Annotated in this window: 22 protein-coding genes, 2 tRNA genes and 1 other RNA gene; 9 read left to right on the top strand and 16 right to left on the bottom strand. The window is 36.7% G+C overall.

Annotated features, from left to right (window positions below; genetic code table 11):
- Nucleotides 1-23: 23 nt before the first annotated feature.
- Nucleotides 24-1,127 carry a PIN/TRAM domain-containing protein gene (locus EW15_RS07890; RefSeq protein ID WP_038653912.1) on the bottom strand — a complete coding sequence of 368 codons (1,104 nt, stop codon included), beginning with the start codon at nucleotides 1,125-1,127 and terminating at the stop codon, nucleotides 24-26.
- Between the two features lie 108 nt (nucleotides 1,128-1,235).
- On the opposite strand from EW15_RS07890, the gene hemW reads away from it, so the two are divergent.
- Nucleotides 1,236-2,468, top strand: a complete 1,233-nt coding sequence (gene hemW, locus EW15_RS07885) for a radical SAM family heme chaperone HemW (RefSeq protein ID WP_038653910.1) — start codon at nucleotides 1,236-1,238, stop codon at nucleotides 2,466-2,468.
- Here hemW and panB read toward each other — a convergent pair.
- Nucleotides 2,407-3,225 (bottom strand): 3-methyl-2-oxobutanoate hydroxymethyltransferase, encoded by an 819-nt coding sequence (panB, locus tag EW15_RS07880; protein ID WP_038653908.1) that lies wholly within the window; start codon nucleotides 3,223-3,225, stop codon nucleotides 2,407-2,409. The two genes, hemW and panB, sit on opposite strands and share 62 nt — an antisense overlap.
- Before the next feature lie 42 nt (nucleotides 3,226-3,267).
- Here panB and ffs point away from each other — a divergent pair.
- Nucleotides 3,268-3,364, top strand: an RNA gene (ffs, locus tag EW15_RS10635) — signal recognition particle sRNA small type.
- Between the two features lie 24 nt (nucleotides 3,365-3,388).
- On the opposite strand, the gene ftsZ is transcribed toward ffs, so the two are convergent.
- The 6 genes from ftsZ to EW15_RS07850 all read right to left on the bottom strand — a co-directional run bounded on the left by ftsZ (nucleotide 3,389) and on the right by EW15_RS07850 (nucleotide 8,570).
- Nucleotides 3,389-4,486 (bottom strand): cell division protein FtsZ, encoded by a 1,098-nt coding sequence (gene ftsZ, locus EW15_RS07875; RefSeq protein WP_038655430.1) that lies wholly within the window; start codon nucleotides 4,484-4,486, stop codon nucleotides 3,389-3,391.
- Between the two features lie 169 nt (nucleotides 4,487-4,655).
- Entirely contained in the window at nucleotides 4,656-5,516 is an 861-nt protein-coding gene (locus EW15_RS07870; protein WP_052041210.1) for a cell division protein FtsQ/DivIB, read from the bottom strand.
- A complete protein-coding gene (locus EW15_RS07865) occupies nucleotides 5,474-5,884 on the bottom strand; it encodes a hypothetical protein (protein ID WP_011294961.1) in 411 nt (136 codons plus the stop codon). Before EW15_RS07865 ends, EW15_RS07870 begins: the two co-directional genes overlap by 43 nt.
- A 36-nt stretch (nucleotides 5,885-5,920) precedes the next feature.
- A complete protein-coding gene (locus EW15_RS07860) occupies nucleotides 5,921-6,967 on the bottom strand; it encodes a D-alanine--D-alanine ligase family protein (protein ID WP_038653904.1) in 1,047 nt (348 codons plus the stop codon).
- 54 nt (nucleotides 6,968-7,021) lie between these two features.
- Nucleotides 7,022-8,413 (bottom strand): tRNA (N6-isopentenyl adenosine(37)-C2)-methylthiotransferase MiaB, encoded by a 1,392-nt coding sequence (gene miaB / locus EW15_RS07855; RefSeq protein ID WP_038653902.1) that lies wholly within the window; start codon nucleotides 8,411-8,413, stop codon nucleotides 7,022-7,024.
- An 84-nt stretch (nucleotides 8,414-8,497) separates the two neighbouring features.
- Nucleotides 8,498-8,570: transfer RNA gene (locus EW15_RS07850), tRNA-His, on the bottom strand.
- Between the two features lie 205 nt (nucleotides 8,571-8,775).
- On the opposite strand from EW15_RS07850, the gene EW15_RS07840 reads away from it, so the two are divergent.
- Together EW15_RS07840 and EW15_RS07835 are read left to right on the top strand one after the other, a co-directional pair.
- On the top strand, nucleotides 8,776-10,089 hold the full coding sequence (locus EW15_RS07840) for an amidohydrolase family protein (RefSeq protein WP_052041209.1): 1,314 nt from the start codon (nucleotides 8,776-8,778) through the stop codon (nucleotides 10,087-10,089).
- Nucleotides 10,086-11,438: an FAD-binding oxidoreductase gene (locus tag EW15_RS07835; protein WP_038653899.1), complete on the top strand. Its 1,353-nt coding sequence runs from the start codon at nucleotides 10,086-10,088 to the stop codon at nucleotides 11,436-11,438. The genes EW15_RS07840 and EW15_RS07835 overlap by 4 nt, the downstream gene beginning before the upstream one ends.
- A gap of 25 nt (nucleotides 11,439-11,463) precedes the next feature.
- On the opposite strand, the gene EW15_RS07830 is transcribed toward EW15_RS07835, so the two are convergent.
- The 4 genes from EW15_RS07830 to murA all read right to left on the bottom strand — a co-directional run bounded on the left by EW15_RS07830 (nucleotide 11,464) and on the right by murA (nucleotide 15,368).
- Nucleotides 11,464-12,702: a folylpolyglutamate synthase/dihydrofolate synthase family protein gene (locus EW15_RS07830; RefSeq protein ID WP_038653897.1), complete on the bottom strand. Its 1,239-nt coding sequence runs from the start codon at nucleotides 12,700-12,702 to the stop codon at nucleotides 11,464-11,466.
- Entirely contained in the window at nucleotides 12,681-13,862 is a 1,182-nt protein-coding gene (locus tag EW15_RS07825; protein ID WP_071841068.1) for an aspartate aminotransferase family protein, read from the bottom strand. The genes EW15_RS07830 and EW15_RS07825 overlap by 22 nt, the downstream gene beginning before the upstream one ends.
- Before the next feature lie 8 nt (nucleotides 13,863-13,870).
- A tRNA-Leu gene (locus EW15_RS07820) sits at nucleotides 13,871-13,952 on the bottom strand.
- A gap of 39 nt (nucleotides 13,953-13,991) precedes the next feature.
- Nucleotides 13,992-15,368 (bottom strand): UDP-N-acetylglucosamine 1-carboxyvinyltransferase, encoded by a 1,377-nt coding sequence (gene murA / locus EW15_RS07815; RefSeq protein WP_038653893.1) that lies wholly within the window; start codon nucleotides 15,366-15,368, stop codon nucleotides 13,992-13,994.
- A gap of 240 nt (nucleotides 15,369-15,608) precedes the next feature.
- On the opposite strand from murA, the gene EW15_RS07810 reads away from it, so the two are divergent.
- Genes EW15_RS07810 through trpC form a run of 3 tightly spaced genes read left to right on the top strand, consistent with a single transcriptional unit; the run spans nucleotide 15,609 to nucleotide 18,814 of the window.
- On the top strand, nucleotides 15,609-16,445 hold the full coding sequence (locus tag EW15_RS07810) for an RNA methyltransferase (protein WP_038653892.1): 837 nt from the start codon (nucleotides 15,609-15,611) through the stop codon (nucleotides 16,443-16,445).
- Nucleotides 16,442-17,884 (top strand): dihydrolipoyl dehydrogenase, encoded by a 1,443-nt coding sequence (lpdA, locus tag EW15_RS07805; protein ID WP_038653890.1) that lies wholly within the window; start codon nucleotides 16,442-16,444, stop codon nucleotides 17,882-17,884. Before EW15_RS07810 ends, lpdA begins: the two co-directional genes overlap by 4 nt.
- Nucleotides 17,885-17,926: 42 nt before the next feature.
- Complete coding sequence (trpC, locus tag EW15_RS07800) at nucleotides 17,927-18,814, top strand: indole-3-glycerol phosphate synthase TrpC (RefSeq protein ID WP_038653888.1); 888 nt, start codon at nucleotides 17,927-17,929, stop codon at nucleotides 18,812-18,814.
- 33 nt (nucleotides 18,815-18,847) lie between these two features.
- Here trpC and sodX read toward each other — a convergent pair whose 3' ends face one another.
- The 3 genes from sodX to EW15_RS07785 all read right to left on the bottom strand — a co-directional run bounded on the left by sodX (nucleotide 18,848) and on the right by EW15_RS07785 (nucleotide 20,365).
- The gene (sodX, locus tag EW15_RS07795; RefSeq protein ID WP_052041208.1) at nucleotides 18,848-19,225 is read right to left on the bottom strand and encodes a nickel-type superoxide dismutase maturation protease; all 378 of its coding nucleotides are present in this window, start codon (nucleotides 19,223-19,225) and stop codon (nucleotides 18,848-18,850) included.
- The gene (gene sodN, locus EW15_RS07790) at nucleotides 19,200-19,691 is read right to left on the bottom strand and encodes a superoxide dismutase, Ni (protein WP_369793859.1); all 492 of its coding nucleotides are present in this window, start codon (nucleotides 19,689-19,691) and stop codon (nucleotides 19,200-19,202) included. The genes sodX and sodN overlap by 26 nt, the downstream gene beginning before the upstream one ends.
- Before the next feature lie 74 nt (nucleotides 19,692-19,765).
- Entirely contained in the window at nucleotides 19,766-20,365 is a 600-nt protein-coding gene (locus EW15_RS07785; protein ID WP_038655420.1) for an FKBP-type peptidyl-prolyl cis-trans isomerase, read from the bottom strand.
- A 118-nt stretch (nucleotides 20,366-20,483) separates the two neighbouring features.
- Between EW15_RS07785 and EW15_RS07780 the strand changes: the two genes are divergently transcribed.
- Nucleotides 20,484-21,947, top strand: coding sequence for an apolipoprotein N-acyltransferase (locus EW15_RS07780; RefSeq protein ID WP_038653886.1), 1,464 nt, complete (start codon nucleotides 20,484-20,486; stop codon nucleotides 21,945-21,947).
- Between the two features lie 12 nt (nucleotides 21,948-21,959).
- Here the strand turns inward: EW15_RS07780 and mnmA are convergent, their stop codons facing one another.
- Nucleotides 21,960-23,174, bottom strand: a complete 1,215-nt coding sequence (mnmA, locus tag EW15_RS07775) for a tRNA 2-thiouridine(34) synthase MnmA (RefSeq protein WP_071841067.1) — start codon at nucleotides 23,172-23,174, stop codon at nucleotides 21,960-21,962.
- Between mnmA and EW15_RS07770 the strand changes: the two genes are divergently transcribed.
- The gene (locus tag EW15_RS07770; protein WP_225866555.1) at nucleotides 23,153-24,766 is read left to right on the top strand and encodes an NAD(P)H-hydrate dehydratase; all 1,614 of its coding nucleotides are present in this window, start codon (nucleotides 23,153-23,155) and stop codon (nucleotides 24,764-24,766) included. The two genes, mnmA and EW15_RS07770, sit on opposite strands and share 22 nt — an antisense overlap.
- The last annotated feature ends 126 nt before the right edge of the window (nucleotides 24,767-24,892 follow it).

The following is a 24,892-nucleotide window of genomic DNA, read 5'->3' as shown; positions in this document are numbered from 1 at the left end:
TTCGAGCCTAGCTAGATCTGGCTTTAAGATGCTTTTGTTTTTTCATATTTGTTCGGGGGCTGATCATTTGAAGCTTTACTAAAAACCATTCGGCCCGTCGGTGTTTGTAATGCTCCAGTCACAACTACTTCTATTCTTTTACCGATCCATTGGAGACCCTGCTCGATAACTACCATTGTTCCATCTTCAAGATATGCAATACCTTGTGAGTTTTCCTTCCCTTCTCTAACTACTTTTAAACTTAACTTCTCACCAGGTTGAACTTCAGGCCTAACTGCAAGTACTAAATCACTTAAGTTAAGAACTTTTATTTCTTGGACTAGAGCTACTTGAGATAAGTTGTAATCGACAGTGATTAATATTCCTGAAATGTCTGAGGTTAATTTTAAAAGAATTTCATCAGTTCCTTCCCCTTCATATCTTGTACTGTTTATAACTAATCTTCTTCCATAACTTTCTCTTAATTGGTTAAGCAATTTTAGACCTCTTCTTCCTTTACCTCGTTTTTCGTTGTTACTTGAGTCAGATAGTTTTTGTAGCTCATCAATAACTGATTGGGCTACTATTATTTGCCCTTCAATAAGTCCAAATCTGAGGAGGGACTGAATACGACCATCAATGATTACACTGGTATCTAAAACTTTTGCACTGGCTGGAGTTAGAATCCCATCAGCCATTAATAAAGATTCAGTGCTATTGGGATTGAAAAGACGTAATACCGTTCGACCGTGAACATCAGCAAGGTTATATCCAAGTACTCCAAAAAAAATGTTGCTAAGTACAGCAAAAATAGGCTTTACAAAAAATAATTCAGCGGGTAACGGTAAAAGAAGTACAGGTACTAATAAAAGGCTTGCTATGACAAGTCCAAGAACTATGCCAACAGATCTACTAAATAGTAGATCCGTTGGCATAGTTCTTATTGTCTTAGTTAATTTATTTCTAAATTGTTGAAAAAGGAATGCTATTAAAAGGCCTAGAAGAGCGGTTAATCCTGATAAAGCAATTTCTAAATTTCTTAGATTAGTTATATGAGCTAAAGTCTCTTCAGGTAACCAATTCACTCCGATCCATCCGGTGATTGCACCTGATATAAGAAATAAAACCAGAATAACTAAGTCTGCCATATATTTAGGTTATGCTTGCTTTTTGCTTTTTACTAAAGCCTTATTTATTTTCAAAGATTTGGATTGTGAAAGTGACCATTTATTTGGGTTTGTATATCTAGAGCTCAAATGGTAGCCCCACCAAGAAGTGCATATTTGCATATACCTTTTTGCCATAAAAGATGTTTTTACTGTGATTTTTCCATTATCCCTTTAGGTGATAGCGCTCAAGCTCCGGATAGTCCAGGGATAAATTCTATTAACGCATATTTGGATTTACTTCATAGAGAGATTTCAATTGCACCCAAAGGTCCTGCCTTATCAACAATCTATTTTGGTGGTGGCACCCCTTCTTTATTAAAAATAAATGAGGTGGGTGATTTATTGAAGAACCTTCAAAGAAAATTTGGATTTCAAGATGGTGCCGAGATAACTATGGAGGTTGATCCAGCAACATTTTCTGAAAACGACCTGAATGGATACATAGGAATTGGAATTAATAGATTTAGCTTGGGAGCTCAGGCATTTGATGACATTACTTTGGCTTCAATTGGCAGAAAACATAATCGATCACAATTAATTGAGGCTTGTAATTGGATAAATAACTTATTTAAAAAAGGAATGCTAAGAAGCTGGAGTCTTGATTTGATTCAAAATCTTCCAGGATTAAATTTGTCCAAGTGGATTAAAGAGTTGGAACAAGCGGTTCTTACGGAGGCCCCTCATTTGTCAATTTATGATTTAACTATCGAACCAGATACTGTTTTTGGAAGACTACATAAAAAAGGGAAGTTGAATATCCCAATTGATTCTGAAGCTCAAAAAATAGATCTTGAAACCAATAGATTACTCAAAAGTAGAGGTTTCGCTAGATACGAGATTTCAAGTTATTCATTGCCTGGTCATGCATCAAGACATAATCGTATGTATTGGAGTGGTTCTGGTTGGTGGGGTTTTGGAATGGGGGCAACAAGTGCTCCTTGGGGGGAAAGATTCTCTAGACCAAGAACAATCGTTGGTTATAAAAAATGGCTTAAAAAGCAAGAGAGTCAGTTTTTAGAAAAAACATTGTCTAATGAAAAGTCAAACCCAATTCCATTGGATGAACTTCTGATGATTGGTCTCAGAAGACGTGAGGGTGTTCATCTGGAGGAACTTGCTAAAAATGCCGGATGGACACAAAAAGAATGCGATAAGAATTTAAAATCATTGGAGAAGTTTTGGCTAAATTCTATAAATGAAGGATCTCTATTAAGAAACAATGGTAGGTATTTTTTAAGTGATCCTAAGGGGATGCAACTTAGCAATCAGATTTTGATTCAGATGTTTTTGTGGTGGGATTCACTTTATAGGGATCAGTAGAATTAATCCATTCTTTTAGGGCATCGATAAAAAGTTCTCGTCCTGCAAGTAAAGGTTTTGCAAAAGGAGGCTGCGCAATTGAAAGACCAAGAATATCAGCTGTAACTCTTACTTGCCCATCACAATCACTGCCAGCTCCAATGCCAATTACAGGAATATCTATATGTTTTTTTAATCGACTAGCAATTTCTCCGGGGATATGTTCTATGACTATTGCAAAACATCCTGATTCTTGAAGCATTTTTGAATCTTTAAAAATTTTTTCTTGACTATCTTTATCCCTGGCTTGTGATTTATATCCAAGTTGATGAACTGACTGCGGAGTTAGGCCAAGATGACCCATCACTGGGATGCCCATTCTAATAAGTCTTTTAATTACTAACAAAGTCTCAGGTTCTGCTCCTTCAAGTTTCACGGCTGAAGCAGAGGAGTTTTTCAGGAGAGTACCAGCAGCTTCAACAGCCTTGTCTTCTCCGCATTGATAACTTAAAAAAGGGAGATCACAAACTACTAAGGGTTGTTTTGAAAGAGGTTTACAAAAACCTCTACAAACAGCCTTTGTGTGGTGAAGCATTTGATCAAGTGTTACAGGAAGTGTCGTTGAATGTCCCAAAACAACCATTCCAAGTGAATCTCCTACTAGCACAACATCAGCTCCTGCGGCCTCGACAATTGAGGATGAGATAGCATCCCAAGCAGTTAATACAGTTATCTGTTTGCCCAACTTTTTAAAACGAACCAATTCTGTGGTTTGCATTTAATTCTTAATAACGTGTTTATGTATTGCTAGAATATTAGAGACTCGGCCCCATGCGGCTGTGACGCTCAAACCTGGTCAGGACCGGAAGGTAGCAGCCATACGGGATGCTCAAAGCAGGCGTGGACTCCGGGTCACCTTAATCGAAGTAAGTTGATAAACCTCAACGATTTTGTCTTAGACGTAAAAACTCAGGAATTGAAGCACCTGCTTCCCTGGCTTCTGGTTGTTCGTAAAGTGATTGAGGAGAGAGTCTAGCTCTATTTCTTTCATTTGAATAAATTTGATTACTGTCGAATCCAGTAGCAATAACAGTTACCTGAATCTCCCCCTCAAGTTTTTCATCAACAACTGTACCTACAATGATATTTGCCTCTGGATCTACAACATCAGATATGACCTCAGATGCAGATGTCATATCTTCCAGAGTCATATCTTTCCCTCCAGTTATATTTATTACACATCCTTTTGCACCATCAATTCGAGCTGCTTCTAAAAGAGGACTATTGATTGCTGCTTGAGCTGCTTCAAGAGCTCTTGACCTTCCAGAACCTAAACCAATTCCTAGAAGCGCACTACCAGCTTCCGTCATAACAGAACGCACATCAGCAAAATCTACATTCACCAATCCAGGGAAAGTAATTATGTCGCTTATTCCTTGAACTCCTTTCATGAGAACATCATCAGCGCTTCTGAATGCTTCTTGCAAAGGTGCTCCTGAAATTACGTCTTTTAATCTGTCGTTTGGAATAACAATTAAGGTATCAACATTCTCTGCAAGCCTTGCTATACCTTCATCAGCTTGTCTTAAACGACGCTTGCCTTCAAAGCTAAATGGTTTGGTAACTATTCCTACTGTTAAAGCTCCACTTTCTTTCGCAACTTGAGCCACAACAGGGGCTGCTCCAGTTCCAGTTCCTCCTCCCATGCCAGCGGCGATAAACACTAGGTCAACGCCTTCTAAGGCTTGTTGAAGATCAGCTCTCGATTCTTCTGCAGCCTTTTGCCCAATACTTGGATTGCCCCCGGCCCCAAGACCTCTAGTTAGGCTTTGGCCAAGCTGGACTCTATGAGTAGCAGATGATTGGATAAGAGCTTGAGCGTCTGTGTTAAGCACCCGATATGTGACTCCATCAAGGTCACTATTAATCATTCGGTTGACGGCATTACTTCCACCACCCCCAACGCCAATTACCTCAATACGTGCAGATTGACTGGGTAGGATTCCTTCGTCCATGTTGAAACTAGATTTGTTTCCCATTCCCATCACCATATTCAGGATTAGAACTCGTTTTGGGCATTATGAACATCATCCATGAATTCTGTTGGCTTATAGGTTCAAATTGATTTACAAATTAATTTCCAGGATTGACCCACAATTGACCTGGATATATTGAAGATCTCTAAAGAGTCAAGTTATTGCAAGGGTTTCACCTCTCATCGTTCAATATTCTTTCTACTTTTAATTCTGGTTTGGTCGGATCTTTAAGATCCACGATTTTTACTTTTGTGTTGATTAAAAGATTTGGTAATGATTTTTGTAGCTGGTTGAGTTTGTTAATTTGCTCGATTAAGCGATCAGTTCCTGAGCCTATAAGGACTAAATCGAAGTGCTCCGTTTTTAGGCTGATTTCTTGAAGAGGATTTATTTTGATTTTTTGAAGAGGGCTTTGAAAAATAAATCTATTTTTTATTATTAGTAAGATTTCTTTTTTTTTATTTGGATTCCAGTTCTCAATAGATAATTTTATTTTATTTTGTTTTGATTTATTTACAAATTGAAGTGGTATCCAAGATCCTTCAATATCAATCATTCCTTTTTCAAAATTGTTTGAAAAAACTCGACTTGCAAATGCGATTGGCTCTCTTTCTAAAATATTTAGGTGAATTTCTGGAGGGAAAAATGTTCGGCTTACTGAAACTCCTTTAATAGGAAACTTTTTTAATAAATAAGATTCAACTTCTTTTGGATTTATTTCCAACAAATTTTTAGGATAAAAAATACTTGTGGTTTTTTTGATATCGTTTTTTGTTATTCCAGATAAACCTGTGATTTTAGTTTGATCAAAACTTATTGGTTTCCAAGCTTGGTTTAAAAATGTAAGAATTAGAAAAATTGAAGTGCTTGTAAAAAAAAGTAATTGCCAAAGTTCAGTTAAAAAGTTTTTATTTTGAGTAAAAAACGAGAATTTTTCAGTTGATATTCGATTGTTTTTATGTGATGTTCTTTTTTTTCTTGTATGAGATTTCAAAGGTCGCATCTTGCTCGGGACATAAGTTTTTCCATCCATTGACGAGCACGTTCAGCATCTGAAAAAGGGACATCTATTTCTCTCCCTGAACCAACAAGTCTTAATCGGCAACGTCCTTCAGATTCTTTTGTTAAAGGAGCTTCACCTGAACTGAGAGCCATCAGCTCAACCATTTCTAATTTCTTAACTTCGAAAGTTGCTTCCTCCTTAAAGCTTCCAGCCTCAAAGCTGCTCCAGCATAAAATGCCAGCTTTTAATCGAGCAGCTCCTGTGCCATCAAGCTTGGCCAGCTCAGAACCTTTAGCCCAAACCAAGTAGAGATTCTGTCGCCTTCTCTCTATCCATCCAAGGGAGGCTATGAGGATAAAAGCCATCAGTAATGGCAACCAAAGGAGACCGTGAATCATTTTTTGAGAAAGATATCTAAAAATGTCATGGTTAATTCATTCTTTAGCTGTTTCTATGAGACTAGCAACAAGTTTTTCTAGTTTTAATCCAGAAGCTTCCCACAATGTCGGATACATGCTTGTTTTAGTGAAGCCTGGCAAGGTATTAACTTCATTTATATAAATCTGTTGAGTACTCTCTTGATAAAAAAAATCGACTCTTGCTAAACCATAAGCATTAATAGCTTTGCAGGCCTCGATAGCTAGTTTTTGTATCTTATTAGCTATCTCTACATTTAAATCAGCTGGGATAATTGTACTGCTTAGATTCGCGTTATATTTAGACTCATATGTATACCAATCAGTTCGAAATTTAACTTCCCCAACAACAGATGATTTCATGATTGATTTCCCTAAAACTCCGCATTCAAGTTCTCTTCCTTCTATACTTTTTTCAACTATAATTCTCTCATCATATTTTGCAGCAACTTCTATTCCCATAATAAATTCTTCTTTTGAATAAGCTTTAGTTATGCCGACAGAAGAACCTAGATTTGCAGGCTTAATAAAACAAGGATAACTAATTATTTCATTTATTTTTTCATAAATAGATTTCATATACAAGTTATTTTGTATATCAGCTTTGTTTAAGCTTATATAAGGAACTTGAGGTAAATAATATGATTTAAATACTGATTTCATTGCTATTTTATCCATACCCAATGCGGACCCGAGAACACCCGAACCTACGAATGGTTTTCCAGTTGATTTAAACAGTCCTTGGATTACACCATCCTCTCCATTTGGTCCATGAAGACAAGGGAACCAGACATCAATATCTTCCATTCTTGATAAATTGGTGAGATTAACTCTTTTTTCTTCAAAGAATAAATGATCTTTTTTATCAAGTAAAATGGATTCTGAAAATATATAGTCATGCCAATAACCGGATTTATCTATGTAAATTGGTCTTGCTAAATAACGTTCCTTGTTACTTAAATGTCTTAACGCATTATAAATAGTTTTTGCGGATTTTATAGAGACTTCATGCTCACTAGATTTACCTCCAAAAACAACTCCTATAACAGGCTTATTGGATAACATATGTGATGAATTTATTTTGTTAATTTTGTATGATTTTTGATATGTAACATCTTTTCAAAGTAATTTGGCTGTTAAAGAAAAAGGACGAACATCAGTAATCTTTACTTTGATTAGTTCACCGGGTTTGTTTTCTACTCCATTTTCTGATGATCTTGGGAAGAAAGTAAGACGATTTGTACGTGTTCGACCCATTAATTGAAAACTATCTTTTGGATTAATATCCTCAATAAGTATTTCTTGAGATGTATTTTTATATCTTTGATTTCTTTCTTTAGCTATATTTTCAACCAAATTATTTATTTCTCTAAGTCTCTTTACTTTTATATCTTCGTTCAATTGTCTAGGCCACGTAGCTGCTGGCGTATTTGGTCTAGGAGAGTATGCGGCTGTATTGACATGATCAAATTTTATTTCATCAATTAATGATAAAGTTTGTTCATAATCCGTTTCACTTTCTCCTGGAAAAGCTACGATTGCATCCCCACTAATTGCTGCTTTAGGTATATGATCCTTGATGTAATTAATAATATTTTTATAGCTTTCAATTGTATAGCCCCGCCCCATATTCTTTAGAATCTTATCACTTCCACTTTGAAATGGGATATGAAAGTGTTCGCAGACTTTTGGCAGTTCTGAGCAAGTATCTATTAATTCCTTAGTAAAGTAGCGAGGATGACTCGTTGCAAATCTAATACGTTCAATCCCTTCAATATTATGAATATACTTTAATAAATAAGATAGTGTTATTTGTGTAGAACCTTCTTTCTTTGGACTTTGAAAGTCTCTGCCATAAGCATCTATATTCTGTCCCAAAAGAGTTATCTCTTTATAACCACTTTTGGCTAAATCTTCTATTTCTGATTTAATAGCTTCTGGTGTTCTTGATTGTTCTTTTCCTCTCACAGAAGGAACCACACAATATGTACAGCGTTCATTACATCCGTAAATAATATTTACCCATCCGCAAATAGAACTATCTCTTCTTGGAGTTGTTATGTCTTCAAGTATAAATTGTTCTTCAGTAGCAAGTACTTGTTGGCCACTATCAACTTGATTGAGCAAACTTTCTAGACGATTGCAATGTTGAGGTCCCATTAGAAGATCTATTTCCGGAACTCGTCTTAAAAGAGATTCTCCTTCTTGCTGTGCCAAGCAACCTGCAACGATAATTTTTAGATTTGGTAATGATCTTTTTCTTATTGCTTGTCTCCCTAGGTAGCTATAAACTTTTTGCTCAGCACTATCACGAATAGTACATGTGTTGTAAAGAACTAAATCTGCTTTAAGTTCTTCTTTTGCAGGGTAATAACCCATATATTCAAGTATCCCTGACATCCTTTCTGAGTCAGCTTTGTTCATTTGACATCCAAAAGTTGTAATCCAATAGCTACCTTTTGGGGCCTTATTTGGATGTTGATTTGTTTTTTGGAGTTGAACTGTTGTCATCGTTAAGCTATATATTTTTTCTTTGAACTAAGATTATTCTAAGAAATTTATTCAAAAGGAATTTAAATAAAAAAAGAATTTAAGGGCGGATGAGGGGATTCGAACCCCCGGATGGCGGCACCACAAGCCGCTGCCTTAACCACTTGGCGACACCCGCCTAGAAATGAGAATTTATCAAACTTTTGTCATTTTGAAATCTCAAAATGATTCAGCGGATATATTCTCTGAACATTCTAACTTGGAAGTTTCTAGAATTATCACTTTTTGTATGTTGATCACAACGCATTTCAAAGATATTGAAGTTACTCTGGATTTGTGTGGCCTTAAAAACAGGCTTTTGACTTGATGATCGTAATTATTAAGTGACTTTCGAAAAAGAAGAATCCAATTTATCTACAAAAGCATCAGGTCGTATTGATGTGTTGGTACCCAGATGCTTGATTGGAGAGGGTGCAAATATTTTGGGAGTAACAGTTGACTTTGAGGGGTTATGTTCGCTTCAAGTTGAGTGGAGACATGGGAAAATCTGCTCAATTAAAGGTTTAAAAGATGCTTCAAAAGTTCCTAATGAAATCCTTTTACCTAGATTTTCTGAACCTCATGCTCATTTAGATAAAGCATTTTCATGGTCTCGAGCTCCCAATTATAAAGGGAGTTATAAAGAAGCTTTAGTAGCCAATTTAAATGACTATAAAAGTAGGTCTCAAAGCCAATTGTTTTTTAGTGTTGAAAAATCTCTGAACCTAGCCCTTGTTAATGGTATCCGTGCAATTAGATCTCATATAGACAGCTTTGGAGTAAATGTAATGAATGATTGGGATCTATTAGATGATGTTAGGAAAAAATGGCGAGACAAAATTTTCTTACAATTTGTGGCTTTAGTCCCATTAGAATTTTGGCAAACGTATGAAGGTGAGCTTTTAGCGCAAAGAGTTGCTTTGAATGGAGATCTCCTGGGAGGAGTCATAGCGCCTCCTTTTAATAAAAAGAATACAATTAAGTCTTTATTACACTTAGTTCAACTTGCAAATAGACTTAATTGTGATATTGATCTTCATATTGATGAGTCTCAGTCTTGTCCTGCTGCAGGGGTGAAATTGCTTCTTGAAGTATTGGGCCGTATTAAAAATGAGATATCAATAACTTGTAGTCATTTGAGCAGTATGGCTTTACTAAGAGAAAAATCGATTTCAAATTTGGCAAAGGAAATGGCTGAAAACAAATTAAATGTTGTTGCTTTACCACTTACGAATTCTTGGCTGCTCGGTAGAAATGATCGATCTACTTTAATTAAAAGACCTCTAGCTCCAATATTTCAACTTCAAAAGGCTGGGGTTGTTGTATCTGTAGGAGGGGACAATGTAAATGATGCATGGTTTCCATGCTCTAATTTTGATCCAATAAATTTAATGGCTTTTTCAATGCCAATTGCTCATTTAGCTCCCTGGGACAGATTGGGCCTTTCTCCATTTACCTCCTCCGCATCAAGTATTCTTAAGCTTCAATGGGATGGCGTTTTACAGAAGGAAAGTCCTGCCGATTTTGTTTTGTTAGATTCAAATAGTTGGGTAAAAGCTTTGTCTGAAAGACCTAAAAGAAGAGTAGTAGTTAATGGCGAATTCTTAAATGAATTACCTAAAAACAAAAAATCAACATTCAACAATTCTCACCAATGACTAATACAGAGAAAGTAGAGTTACTTTTAAGTGAACTAAAATCAATACCCGATCTAGAGATCTATCAAAAAACTAGTGATTTAAAAAGGTTCTCTAAAGACTTCTTTGATTATTCTCCAATATTAATTGATGAATTAAAAGATTGTTTGGCTGACATAGTTGTTCGACCGCTTTCGGTAGATGCAATTATTGTTGTGGCTCAAATGTGTAATAAGTATTCAACTCCGTTGACTCTTAGAGGCTCTGGAACAGGAAATTATGGTCAGTGTGTTCCACTTAACGGTGGAGTCGTTATGGTTATGTCTGGTCTTAGGAAAATTAGAAATTTCGATTTAAAATCAGGTGAAATTACTGTTGAATCTGGTTGTTTACTTAGAGATATTAATGATGAGTTAGTCAAGCATGGCCGTCAGTTACGTTTGCTTCCGAGCACATGGAGAAGCGCTTCTATTGGTGGCTTTATTGCCGGCGGTTCAGGCGGAATAGGATCTGTTCGTTGGGGCTTCCTCAGAGATCCTGGGCATTTGCAGGCCTTAGAAGTAATAACGACTGAGGATTCACCAAGAAAACTTGAATTGAATGCAAACAATTCCGAAGCTTTAAATCATGCTTATGGAACCAACGGAATTATTACTGCATTGAAATTAACAACTGCTCCATATGTAGAATGGCAACAAATAGTAGTCGATTGTTTTGATTTGGATCAGGCGGTTGACTTGTTAAGCAAATTTAGTTGTGCAGCACTTGAGCTTTATTTAGGAACTTTGTTAGAGAAAGAAATTGTTACTTGCCTTCCCTCTGGGTCCGGTCAACCTTCAAGTAAACATAGGATTTTACTTTTGGTTTCACCTGATGGTGTTAGTACCATTGAGCGACTTGCGAAATCTGCTGGCGCAGATTTTGATGACTTAGGTCCAGAAAATCTTAAGGCAGGGACAGGCCTTCGAGAGCTTTCTTGGAACCACACGACTTTACATATGCGTGGCATCGATCCTAATTGGACATACTTGCAAATGCTTCTTCCTCAGCCTGAGTTAGAAATGATGAAAAAATTGAAATCCGATTGGGGATCAAATCTTTTATGGCATTTGGAATGTGTTCGTCAAAATGGAGTTCAAAGATTAGCTTCACTTCCTCTTGTTAAGTGGCAAGGTGAAGAAGCTATGAATCAATTAATCAGTCAATGCAGAGACCTTGGTGCAGTGATTTTTAATCCGCATACAATCACTGTTGAAGATGGAGGTCTAGGTGTGATTGATTCTGATCAAGTGCAAGCCAAGAGTAACTTTGATCCAAAAGGGATTCTCAACCCAGGTAAACTCAAAGGGTGGAATCTAAAATCCAATTGATTTAATTGCTACAGTTTTAATCAATTTAACTTGTCAATATGTTCCTTTGAAAAAGGTCACCTATTAAATATAGCGATCCTGAAATGATTGGTGGTGGAGATGGCCATCTATGTTGTTTTTTAAGTGTTGACAAAACTTCTTCTACACTAAATGCTTCTTTGATTTGGTCTTTGTATTCAGGGCAAAAACTTAAAATTTGATCTTTTGACCAGCTTTGTTGGCCAGGGACAGGAACTATCCAAGCTAAATCTTTCTCTCTGACTAGTTTATGCAAAATGCCTATCATGTCTTTTCTTTTTTGAATTCCTAGTATCCAAATAACTCCACTTTCTTGATTAGTCCATGTGTTCCTTTCAATTGATAATTGATTAGCCGCATGAGGATTATGTGCACCATCGACAACTATGGGCATCCCTTCCCATTTTGTTGTTTGAAGTCTTCCAGGCCATTTAGCAAGAGATAAGCCTTCTCGAAGTTGTCCTTCAGAAATATTCCAGCCAATATTTTTTAAGGATTCAATAACCCCTTTGGCTACAGCTGCATTTTCTTTCTGTATTACTCCTGATAGGCCGAGTTCCCAGTCTGATGGAATTGGATCTACCCAATGAATGACTGCTTGTTTCCTCTTGGCAGTCTCTTCTAAAACTCTTTTTACAATATTGTCTTGAGTAGCTGTAATGACAGTGCTCTTTGTCGTTATTACGGCTGCTTTTTCAATAGCTACTTTTTCTAGACTATTGCCTAAGTATTCACAATGATCAAGCCCAATAGCTCCAAATGCAATAATAGGTCTATATTGATGCGCGGTTGTCGCATCAAGTCTACCTCCAAGCCCTACTTCAAGGATAAGAAGTTCAACTTCCCTTAAAGTAAAATATTTAAGTGCTATTGCAATTACACATTCAAAAGGAGTCAAGCTATATTTTTTTGCAATTGGAGAAAGAGACAGGCTTAATGATTTAAATTTTTCTTTTGATATTGGAGTCTTATTGATACATATTCTCTCAACCCAATCAACCAAATGGGGAGAAGTGGTAACTCCAGTTTTGATATTTACTAAGCTAAGAACACTATTAATAAAAGCGCCAATAGAGCCTTTCCCATTTGTTCCTGCTATGTGAATAGCAGGTTTTTTTTTGCAGGGATCTCCCATGGCATTAATAGCCAATGACATACGATCTATGCCCAGATTCATATCTTTATATTCTTTGCTCTTGCTTTCAGAAATGAAATTCGATTGTGCTATGAAAGTTTCATCAGACATTTGTCTAGTCTCGATAAAAGCTCGTTGATTTCTTTTTTTGTAATAGTGAGAGGAGGGACTATTCTTAATACTTTTACACCAGCTGATACTAGAAGTAGTTTCTCTTCTAATGCGGATTTGACAATATCAAGAGATGTTGTTTTGATATTGTCTTTTATAACGAGACCTTGAATAAGCCCAACGCCTCTAGTGGAAATAAAAATGTCTGAATATTTATTTGATAGTTTAATCAATCCTTCTTTTAATTGAGCTCCTCTCTCAGTGACTTTATTTAGGAGGTCTCTTTTTTGTATTTCTTTCCCAACGGTTAGAGCTGCTCTGCAAGCGAAAGGATTCCCTCCAAAAGTGCTGGCATGATCACCGGGCTGAAAGACATCAGCCAATTGATTAACCAATAACGCTCCAATGGCATGACCTCCACCAAGTCCTTTGGCTAGTGTGAAAACATCAGGTTCAATACCTAGTTGTTCATATCCCCAAAGAGTACCTGTCCTCCCCATTCCAGTTTGTACTTCGTCAAATATCAATAAAACATTGCTGTGAGTACATTTTTTTCTTAAGAGTTCAAAAAATGATTTTTTTCCAATATTTATTCCTCCCTCACCTTGTATAGGTTCAATAAAGACAGCTGCAATTTGTGGACCTGTTTTTTCTAAAGTATCAAATAGATTTTCAAAAGATTCACTGTCATTATAAGAAAAAAACTGAAATCCCTGAACCATGGGCTCGAAACCTTTGTGGTATTTCGTTTGGCCTGTCGCACTTACAGCGGCGAGTGTTCTTCCGTGAAAGCTTTCCTTTGAGCAAAGAATGACTGGGTTGTCGATATTACGTTCAATATGCCCATATTTTCTTGCCAATTTAATTGCAGCTTCGTTTGCTTCAGCACCGCTATTGCAAAAAAATACACTCTTGGCAAAACTTTGTGAAGTTAACCATTGAGCTAATTCTTCTTGCTCTGGTATTCCGTAAAGGTTAGATACGTGTTGAAGTCTTTTTAATTGTTTTGATAAGGATTTGATTAATGCTTTATCACTGTGGCCTAGTGAACATGTTGCAATTCCAGCCACAGCATCAAGATATTTTCGGCCTTTTTTATCCCACACCCATGAGCCTTTACCCCTAATGAGATCTAAGGGAAAACGATTGTAAGTTTTCATCAATGAAGTGGGAGCGGTCGGACTTGAACCGACAAACCCGAAGGTGCCGCATTTTGAGTGCGGTGCGTCTACCAATTCCACCACGCTCCCATGTGTTTATTTTATGTCAAAACTAGCAAATATATGAAACTAAGCTGCATTTTTTTGAGTATCAATATTGTCTTCACTAATTATTTTGTTAGAGAAAGAACTATGAGATGTTATTTGATCAAATTTTCTAGAAATAATAGAACCTGCATTCGTTAATTTTTCTTCTAATTTTTCATAGCCTCTATCTAAGTGTTCGAGGCCCGTGAAAATACTATTTCCTTTAGCAGAGAGACATGCAAGGATAATGGCAGCAGAAGAACGTAAGTCTCCTCCCTCTACATTTGAACCTACAAGTTGTTTTACTCCTTTTATATAAGCAGTATTGTTTTCTAGATAAATACAGGCGCCCATTTTATTTAGCTCTAAAACATGTTGCATTCTCTTCTCAAAAACTCTTTCTTTGATTTTGCTTGACCCCTTAGCGGTGGCCATTAGTGACATAAATGGAGCCTGAAGATCAGTTGGGAAGCCAGGAAATGGACTTGTTGTTATGTCAACTCCTGAAATCTCTCTTGGAATGATTTTTAAATGATGAGTCCCATGTTGAGATATTGAACAGCCACATTCTTTTAATTTTGAAATAACAGCGCTCAAATGACTTGGGATTACTGGACCAATAATGAGAGGCGATCGTGTTATTGCTGCAGCAATAAGAAAAGTTCCTGCTTCTATCCTGTCGGGGATAACAGAATGAGAAGTCCCGCTTAAAGATTCAACTCCAAGGATTGTGATTCTTTTCGTTCCTGCTCCAAAAACTTTTGCTCCCATTGAATTAAGCATTTTTGCGAGATCCTGGATCTCTGGTTCTCTAGCTGGATTCGATATTGTTGTTTTGCCTAAAGCTAAGCAAGAAGCCATCAATATGGTTTCCGTGGCTCCAACGCTGGGATATTTAAGAGTAATATTCGCTCCAAGTAATCTTTTGTCTTTGGTTGAAACTTTAGCTTTTACAACATCATTTATAACTTCAACTTCCGCTCCTAAAGCTTTTAGACCATTGATATGTTCATCAACAGGTCTTGCTCCAATATTGCAACCACCAGGTAAAGGAATTTTTGCTTCTCCAAGTCTTGTAAGTAATGGGCCAACACAGAAAAAGCTTGCTCTCAAGCTATGAACTAATTCATACGGTAATTCAACATTATGAATGGACTCTGAATTAATTTCTATAGAATTATTTGTTTTAGTTAACTTTGCGCCCAAATTACTGAGAATCTCTGACATGACTTCAATGTCCGTAAGTTGTGGGACATTTTGTATGAGGAGTTTTTCTTTCGTAAGAAGCGCCGCAGCCATTAAAGCTAGTGAAGAGTTTTTTGCCCCACTAACTTTTAAGATCCCACCAAGCCGACGCCCTCCTTTTACCTCCAGATGTGGCGGAATAATATTCCTTTTAATTGTCGCCACACTACTCATATTGGAGCGAACTGCTTACCCAGCCATAATGCCAAGTGGATTTCAAATAGTCCAGTAAACCTTATTGAAAATTGATGGGTTCAAATTAAATTATTGATAATGTTGAAAGTTTGAATAAAATTTTTATATAGTTTTTATTGAATTTAATAAGAAAATAAGTGGTCTTTAATGCAATAAAAGTTTCTGCTTTTCAAAAATTAAATAATTTGAGGTTAGAAAATTAATAATTCATATTCGCCATTGATTACAAGTAAAAGAAACCCTTTGGTTCGAAAATTAAGGGGTCTTTTGAAGAAAACTGGACGTGAAGAGCATTCTTCTCTTTTGCTTGAGGGGTCTCATTTGTTAGAAGAGGCTTTGAAAACAAATTTTTTGCTAACAGAAGTTATTGCAACTCCTGAATGGTGTGATCAGCATGAGGAAATTTTAAAAAAAATAGCTTCAAGAACTTTATTAACCCTAGTAACCAAAAACGTTTTAGAAACATCTTTGTCAACAGTCACACCTGATGGTGTCGCAGCGATATTCCCAATGCAAGGGTTACCAAAATCGGGGAAAGCCCCTAAACATATTTTGGCTTTGGATAGGATTCAAGATCCAGGTAATTTGGGAAATTTATTTCGATCAGCTCTTGCTGGTGAATATGAAGTTATGTGGTTAGCTTCTGGAGCCGATCCACTTAATCAAAAGGTTTTAAGATCCTCCGCTGGCTCAGTTCTTCATATGCCTTTTGAACGGATTGTAGATTCATCCTCTTCAAGTATTGAAATGCTTGTTTCAAAACTCAATATTGCAATTGATGATAATTACCAAGTAGTAGGAACAATTTCACCGAATAAAATTACTGATAAGAAAGTGAAACCTTATTGGGAATTAGACTGGGATCTCCCTACAGTATTGGTTCTTGGTAATGAGGGTTCAGGTGTTCATGCTTCAATTGAAGCATGTTGTACAGACTTTGTTACGTTGCCTCATAGCTCATTAGTTGATTCACTTAATGTGGCATCTGCTGCAGTTCCTCTCTTGTTGGAGCGACAAAGAGTAAAAATGGTTAAGGGTATCCAAAAAAAATCGTGAGTGAAATTTCTTTTGACTTTGACTTGATTGTTGTCGGAGCTGGATATGGAGGTTTTGATGCGGCTAAACACGCGGCAGAGGCTGGCTTAAAAGTGGCGATTGTCGAATCAAGAGATATGGGTGGGACCTGTGTTAACAGAGGCTGTGTCCCCTCTAAAGCATTACTAGCTGCCAGTGGTAAAGTTCGTGAGCTTGCAGATGTTCCTCATCTTGCTGAATTTGGGATACATTCGGCTCCGGTTAGATTTGAACGTAAAAAAATAGCCGAACATGCAAAAAAATTAGTCGAGACAATTCGAAAAAATCTAACTAAAACATTGGAAAGATCTGGAGTTGAGATACTTAGAGGAGAAGGACGTTTAGAAGGCAATCAAAAGGTCGGTTTAAGAGAAACTAATGGAGTTGATAGAATTTTTTCTGCTAGAGATATTATCTTAGCTACAGGCTCAGACCCTTTTGTACCGCCTGGAATTGAAATTGATGGACGAACTGTTTTTACAAGTGATGAGGCTATTAATTTAGAATGGTTGCCAAGATGGATTGCAATAATTGGTAGTGGCTATATAGGTTTGGAATTCGCTGATATTTATACAGCTTTAGGTTGTGAGGTAACCATGATTGAAGCTCTTGATAAAGTAATGCCTACTTTTGATCCAGATATCACGAAAATTGCTTCAAGAAACCTAATTGATAAAAGAGATATTGAAACTCGAGCTGGTGTGTTCGCTACTAAAGTTAAGCCAGGTTGTCCCGTCGAGGTCGAGCTTACAGATGCAAAGAGTCGAGAAGTAATTGAGGAGTTGCAAGTTGACGCTGTTCTGGTCGCAACAGGCCGAGTACCGTCGACTGAAAATCTAAATCTACAATCCGTTGGAGTTGAAACAACTAGAGGTTTTATTCCAATTGATGATCAGATGAGAGTATTGGTAAATGAAACACCGGTTTCTAATCTATGGGCAGTCGGAGATGTTACGGGTAAGTTGATGTTGGCCCATACCGCTGCAGCACAAGGGAGTATTGCTGTAGAAAATATTTTAGGAAAAGCAATAGAAATTGACTACAGAAGTATTCCTGCAGCGACTTTTACTCACCCTGAGATAAGTTCCGTTGGACTCTCGGAAGAAGAAGCAAAAGATCTAGCGAAAAACCAAGGCTTTGAACTTGGAATTGTTAGAAGTTATTTTAAAGCGAACTCTAAGGCCTTGGCTGAATTAGAAAGTGATGGAATTATGAAGTTGATTTTCAATAAAGATACGGGAGAGGTCCTTGGGGCTCATATTTATGGATTACATGCGGCTGATCTCATACAAGAGGTTTCTAATGCAATTTCTAGAAGACAACGAGTTAATGACTTAGCAAAAGAAGTTCATACTCATCCAACATTAAGCGAAGTTGTAGAGGTTGCTTATAAGCAGGCATCTTTACAAATAAAGAAATAGTAAATCAAATTTTATCTTTATAGATCATTAATTATTTAAATTATGGAAATTAGAAGAAGACCTCCTAACCCAAGTATAAAAGTAGCTAATTTAGAGTATGCAATTCCTCACCCAGATTCAAAACCTAAAAATATTTTGGAGGAAATTGTTTGGGAAAAACATCTAGAAGTTGAGATTGCAAGAAAAAAAGTTTCGCTTGAAGATTTAAAGAGAAAGATCAAGGATTTACCAAAAACAAAAAATTTCATAGATGCATTAAGAAATAGTAATTCGAAACCAGCACTAATCTCAGAAATAAAAAAGGCTAGTCCAAGTAGAGGGATAATTAGAGAAGACTTTGACGCGAAAATGATAGGTAAAATGTATCAAGAGGGCGGTGCTAACTGCATATCGGTCTTAACAGATAAAAAATTTTTTCAAGGTGGTTTTGATGTCTTAGTTGAAGTTAGAAAGGAAATCATAATCCCAATCCTATGTAAGGACTTTATCCTTTACCCCTATCAACTTTACCAAGCAAGAGCTGCTGGTGCTGATGCTGCACTTTTGATAGCGGCAATCTTGACTGATTCTGATTTAAAGTACTTATCTAAGGTCGCTGAACATCTGGGACTTACAATATTAGTAGAGGTTCATGACTCAGAAGAACTTGAACGAGTACTAAATATTAATGTATTTAATTTAATAGGTATTAATAATAGAAATTTAAAGAGTTTTAAAACTGATCTTGAGGTTACAAAGAAATTGGCTAAGAATTATGCTAACGAAATCAAGGAAAATTCTATTACTTTGGTAAGCGAGTCAGGTTTATTTAATCGTGAGGATTTGGATTTAGTGAAGAGTTATGGAGCTGATGCTGTTTTGGTTGGTGAATCTCTTATGTCACAGGAAGATATATTAGCTGGAGTTAAAAAGTTAATTGGTAATTTATAAATTAGGGAAAATATCTTAGCTAATCTCATAAGCCTAGTTAGAGAAGATTTTGTCTACTTTCCCAATGATTAAATCTAATTCAAATAAACCCAATTCTCGACTATCAGTGCTTGACAATGAGTTGTCTCCCCTTAAATCAAATTTATTTTGATAAATCCTATGAATTCTTTTAATTATTAATTTATTTTTTGTTTTTGGATGAGAGGCAACGACGATATCGCCAATCTCTAAGTCAATATTTCTTGGGTTTAACTTTTTATATGTTACTAAATCGCCCTCTTTAAGAGTTCTTTCCATAGAAGTACCGACAACACGTAAATGTTGTCGGTAACCGATTATTAAAGTAAATAAAGTAAATAAGTCTGGCTTGTGGAAAAGACTTTTATCAGCTTGCGGTAACCCAGCTATCACTTCTACCTTTTGATGACCAAAACATCGAGTGAATCTTTTGTACAGCTGCTAATAATTCTTCTGCCTTGGTTTGATCAATATTTACCTTGCATGCACTACAAAGCTTTGCTGCTTTCCAAAAAGTGTCATGAAGATCTGGATATGTAGCTAAGTGCTCAGGCTTGAAGTAATCAGTCCAGAGGATTAGAAGTTCTTTTTTGGCCTTTTGTGATTCTTCTTCTTTAATCGCAACGAAGCGAGAAAAAGTATTGTTATAAGCTGAAATGGAAGCTTGATCGTTACCAGCTGGAGCTAGAGCAATAAGTTTTTTTGTCATAGACAAAACTGCTTCTGCGGCAACTCTTGCTGAAGCAGGGTCGTATACACCGCAAGGTCCGTCACAGTGAGCGTGAACAGATTTTGCTGGAAGCTTGTTAAAGATTGATGTAAGTGTTTCGCTCAACATCTGAGAATAATTTGTGAACATTTTTTTTTACATTTATGGCGTTTGTCAACAAACGCCATAACTTTATCTAGAGCTTTCTGAATAATTTAAGAAACTCACTTAACACCTAATAATTCCACTTCAAACGTTAAAACTGAATTAGGAGGGATTGGACCTATCCCTCTGCTGCCATACCCCAATTCTGGTGGAATGACTAATTTTCTTTTTCCTCCAACTTTCATTCCTGCGACTCCCTCATCCCAACCCTTTATCACCATCCCTGCACCTAACGAAAATTCAAAAGGACCTCTTCCATAACTGCTGTCAAATTCTTTCCCATCATCAAGAGTACCTTTGTAATTTACTGAGACACTTGTTCCTGGGGTAGCTTGTAGACCATCACCTAAAACTAATTCAGTAATTTTGAGCCCACTTGAAGTTACTTGTGATGCTCCTATCTCAGCTCCTCCTAGAGGAGCGTTACTTGCACTGGTTTTATCTGAAGCCATAGTAAAAAGTGATGGATTTGGGTCTTCTGGGTCTAATTCAAATGGATTAGTTACAGACTCGCTGGTTTTTGTGGATTGCCTTACATCCGCTTGGATTGGTTGGTCAATTTGTAAGGCATTCGTTGGGGTAGGTGAGATGATTTGGCTAATCACTGCAATCATCAAGCAGCTAAGGCAAACAGAAAAGCTAATTAAGATTTCTCTCACAGCAATATTACGTACTCGGAAATATTCTTGCAGATTAATACCCAAATTACATCTATTTAAAAGATAACTAACCAGAGAGCATGAATTTGGTCGGAGTATATTTAACTAAATTGGATTTATGAATAATATCTATTCTCTTTTTATTAAAGCTTTCGCTGGTGGAGCTCTAGCAGGAATCTCCCTAAGTGAAGGCAATTATATTTTCATGCTTTTGGGAATATCTTTACTTTGGCCGGCTAGTAAAAATCCATGGGGAGGCTTTTGTTGGGGTGCGATGGCTATTTTATGGAGTCATAAGTGGTTGCTATCGTTGCATCCAATTAGTTGGGTAGGGATAAGCTCAAATTTAAGTTTACCAATAACCATTTTTATATGGCTTTTTTGTGGAGCCTTTGGAGGCGGGCTGGTTTTTATTTGGTCAGCTTTGAATGGCTTTTTGGCTCCTGGAAGACTTCGGTTTTCTAAATTAGAAAATAAGTTTATTTATGCCGTCTTATTGTCAACAATATGGGGGCTTTCTGAAGAACTACTATCAAGAGGCCCTTTGTTTTGGATGGGTGTAGGGCCAAGCTTATTACCACAAGATAGATATTTGGCTGGATTAGCAAGATGGATAGGTTCGGGCGGCTTGGCCTCTATTCATCTTTTGGCGGGATGGTGGATATGGCAACTTTCAATTGCGTTTCAAGCTAGAAAAAAACTTAAGAAATTTATTATTCTTGGCGTTGCTTATTTTTCGTTAGCTCATTTAATTGGATTTATCTTGTTGTTGGATTCTCCAACTGATTCATTAGAAAAGGTTGCGATGTGGCAAACAAATATTCCAATAAGACAAAAATTTAGTCAGGAAGAGATAAATGCATTGCCCTCAAAAGTAAATAGAGCATTAACTAAAGCTTTTGAAATGAATGCATCTTTTTTAATTGCTCCAGAGGGAACGTTGCCTCTGGATAGATTAAAGATCCGAGATTTTTCTATTAAATTTCTCTCTGGAGGTTTCAGGAAAATAAATGGTTCTCTACGAAGTTCAATATTGGTTTTTAATCCTGGTGAAGAGTCTTTTTCGGATGTATTGGACAAATCTAGATTAGTTCCGTTGGGCGAATGGATTCCCGAATTGCCTAACTTTTTGAAAAATGGCCTCTCGGCAGTAGGTGGAATTGAAAGTGGAAATCCATCAAGATTTCTTGATTGGGAGGGGCCCTCTTTTGCAGGTGCTATTTGTTATGAATTGAGTAATGGAAAAGCTATAGCTAAAGCAGTAAATCAAGGGGCAAAATGGATTTTAGTGATTGCAAATTTAGATCCCTACCCTATTTCTTTGCAGAGACAATTTTTATCTATTGCTCAATTAAGAAGTATTGAAACATCAAAAAATTTAATATCTGTCTCTAATACTGGACCAACATCTTTGATTAAAAGTAATGGAAGAATTGATACCCTCCTCAAGCCAAATAAAGAATTAGTGCAACTAGCTGATCTGGAATTAAATGGAAAGAAAACACTGTATACATTAATTTATGATTCACCATTGATAGCAGTCAGTCTAATAAGTTTAATAGGTGTTTTGCGATTACGATAAGTATGGTTGATATTAATACTCTTTTGTAATAAGTCCCCCTCCTAATACATAATCACCCATGTAAAATACTGCTGCTTGCCCGGGAGTAATTGAAAATTGATCTTCTTCAAAATGAATGTGACATTTCTTGCAATAATTTTCTTTAGTACTATCAAAAATTGGTATTAACTTTGCTTTCACTGCTTTACTTCTATATCTAATTTGTACCTCAACTTCAATTGGATCTTGAGGTGCTTCAATTGATACCCAATTTAGATCTTTTACAGTACATTCTGACTTGCCAGAATCTTCTCTTGGGGCAACAATTACTCTGTTTAAAGAGGCATCAATTTCAACAACATGTAAAGGCACTTCCCAAGCAATACCTAATCCCTTTCGTTGTCCTATTGTGAAATGCTGAATTCCATTATGGGAGCCTATAATTTGACCATTTTTAAGTACAACATCTCCTTTATTTTGAGGTAAATACTTATCAATAAATGCATTCATTGATCCGTAATGTTCAGCAAGACAAAGGTCTTGGCTTTCTGGCTTTTCGGCAGTTTTTAATGAATGTTTAAAAGCTTCGATTCGTGTTATCTCTTTAGTTAATTCTCCAAGTGGGAAAATTGTTTTTCCTAAAATTTCTTGAGGGAGATCATATAAAAAATAGCTTTGATCTTTGTTGAGATCTTTACCTCTTAAAAGCTTATGTCTTTTAATTCCATCACTCGGAAGATCATTCTCATTGAAAGATTCGTTTGAGTATCTAATCCTTGCGTAATGCCCGGTTGCGATCTTTTCGATATTTTTATTTTCTTTTACCCATTTGAGCATTTCTGAAAACTTGACTGATTTGTTGCAGCGCGAGCAGGGCAAAGGGGTAATTCCTTCCTCATATCCTTTTAAGACATTATTGATAATTTCTTTTTGAAAGATTTCTTTTGAATCAACTATGTGATGCTTGATTCCAAGTTGATCACATATCCCTGCAGCATCAACTAAACCATCAGAGCAGCAAGAACCTTTTCCTTTCATTAGCCACAAAGTTAATCCCTGTACATCCCATCCAGCTTCACAGAGTAGAGCAGCCGTTAAGGAGCTATCTACCCCTCCGGAAAGCCCCACTACAACTGAATGATTCCCAGAAAGTGTTTGCAGCCTTTTTAATGTTTTCTCGACTGTTTCTTCTGAAGGCATATGATTTAAAACTTTTTTTGTTTCTCTTGTTTCCACATTCATGGGCATTAATAGTAGCTTCTGTTCATAGTGGGTTTGGTCGCTTTTTGATTTTGAATTGGCCTCAATCTGATTCGGAACATTTGATGGTTTCTTCAGAGCAGATGCAAAACATAGAAAAAGAAATGTTTTCTATGGGTATGCCTGTTGAAGCTCTGATGGAAAAAGTGGGGATTGGTATTTCTTCATGGATATTAGACAGACAAGGGTTGATTGAAAATGGTGCAATTGTTTTGGTAGGGCCCGGTCACAATGGAGGCGATGGACTTGTTGTTGCGAGAGAACTTTATATGGCAGGCGTTGATATCTCTATTTGGTGTCCATTTCCATTGAAAAAAGAATTAACACAAAAACATTTTGATTATGCAATGCAGATTGGGATTAAAAACTTGGAGCGTAAACCCGATTCAAATTCTGATTTATTATGGATTGAGGCTTTATTTGGATTAGGACAATCAAGAATTATTTCTGATGAAATACTTCGCCTATTGAATTCGAAGAAAACATTTAGTCCTGATAAGTTAATTAGTATTGATGTCCCAGCAGGATTAGACTCAGACAACGGAAATATAGTATCAAATACATCATGCAAAGCTAGTACTGCATTAACTTTGGGTTTATTTAAGTCGGGATTAATACAAGATTCAGCTATTGATTATGTAGGTAATTTAGAAAGAGTTGATATCGGAATTCCGGCTAAGATCTTAACTAGTTTTCCTGAAACCCAGCCTCTAAGGATTTCTTTTTCAGATTTATCTACTTTTGTTTGGCCCATGCCAAGTAAAAGTAAAAGTAAATACCAGAGAGGAAGAGTCCTGGTGATTGCTGGAAGTGATAAATACAGGGGAGCAGCATCCCTTGCTTTGAATGGAGCTTTGGCAAGTGGGGTAGGCAGTGTTAGCGCTTTTCTGCCTGATTCCATTTCATCTGCTCTTTGGACTACTCACCCTGAAGTCTTGTTACTTGGAAATCTAAATACTTTTCAGGACGGTTCTTCAGATTTTTCAAATGTTTTCAATGAAGTTGATTTAAATAGGTTTGATTCGATTTTGCTTGGACCTGGATTAGGAAATAAAGAAGAAAAAGATTGTTTTGGCTCTGACTTGCAGGATTTCAAAGGCCTACTTGTTCTTGATGCTGATGCAATCAATAGGCTGTCGATAACTTCGAAAGGTTGGGAATGGCTAAACGATAGAAAAGGACCTACTTGGCTTACTCCTCATCTTGAAGAATTTAAGAGGCTTTTTCCTCTAATTGATTGTTCCAACCCATTGAAGGCTGGAATTGAAGCTGCAAAAATTTGCAGTTCTTCTGTTTTATTGAAATGTGCTCATAGTGTTATTTCTGATCCAGAAGGGAAAACCTGGCAAATAGGGCAAGTGAATTCAAGTGTTGCAAGAACTGGCCTTGGAGATGTTTTGGCTGGGTTTGTTTCAGGGATTGGTGCTGCAGGACTCGCAAGTGATAAAAAACTGGACACAAGTTTGCTTGCTGCGTCAGCCTTGATTCATGCATATGCAGGGGCTTTTTGCATAAAAGGGAGCACAGCGAGCGCTATTTGCACTTTTCTTGGTGAAGTAATAAAAAAGGAAAGCTCTTGAAATGTTTTGAAACAACCATTTAAAGGGCCTTAGATGGTGGGTTTGGTGTCATTTGTTAACTAATCGTCAACAGAATCTGAAGCCTTCATGAAACCCAGGCATCTTTTATGATTTCTGTAGGAAAGT

Origin of the sequence: Prochlorococcus sp. MIT 0801 (genome assembly GCF_000757865.1) — a bacterium.
GTDB lineage: Bacteria > Cyanobacteriota > Cyanobacteriia > PCC-6307 > Cyanobiaceae > Prochlorococcus_B.
This window is presented reverse-complemented; position numbering and strand designations above follow the sequence as displayed.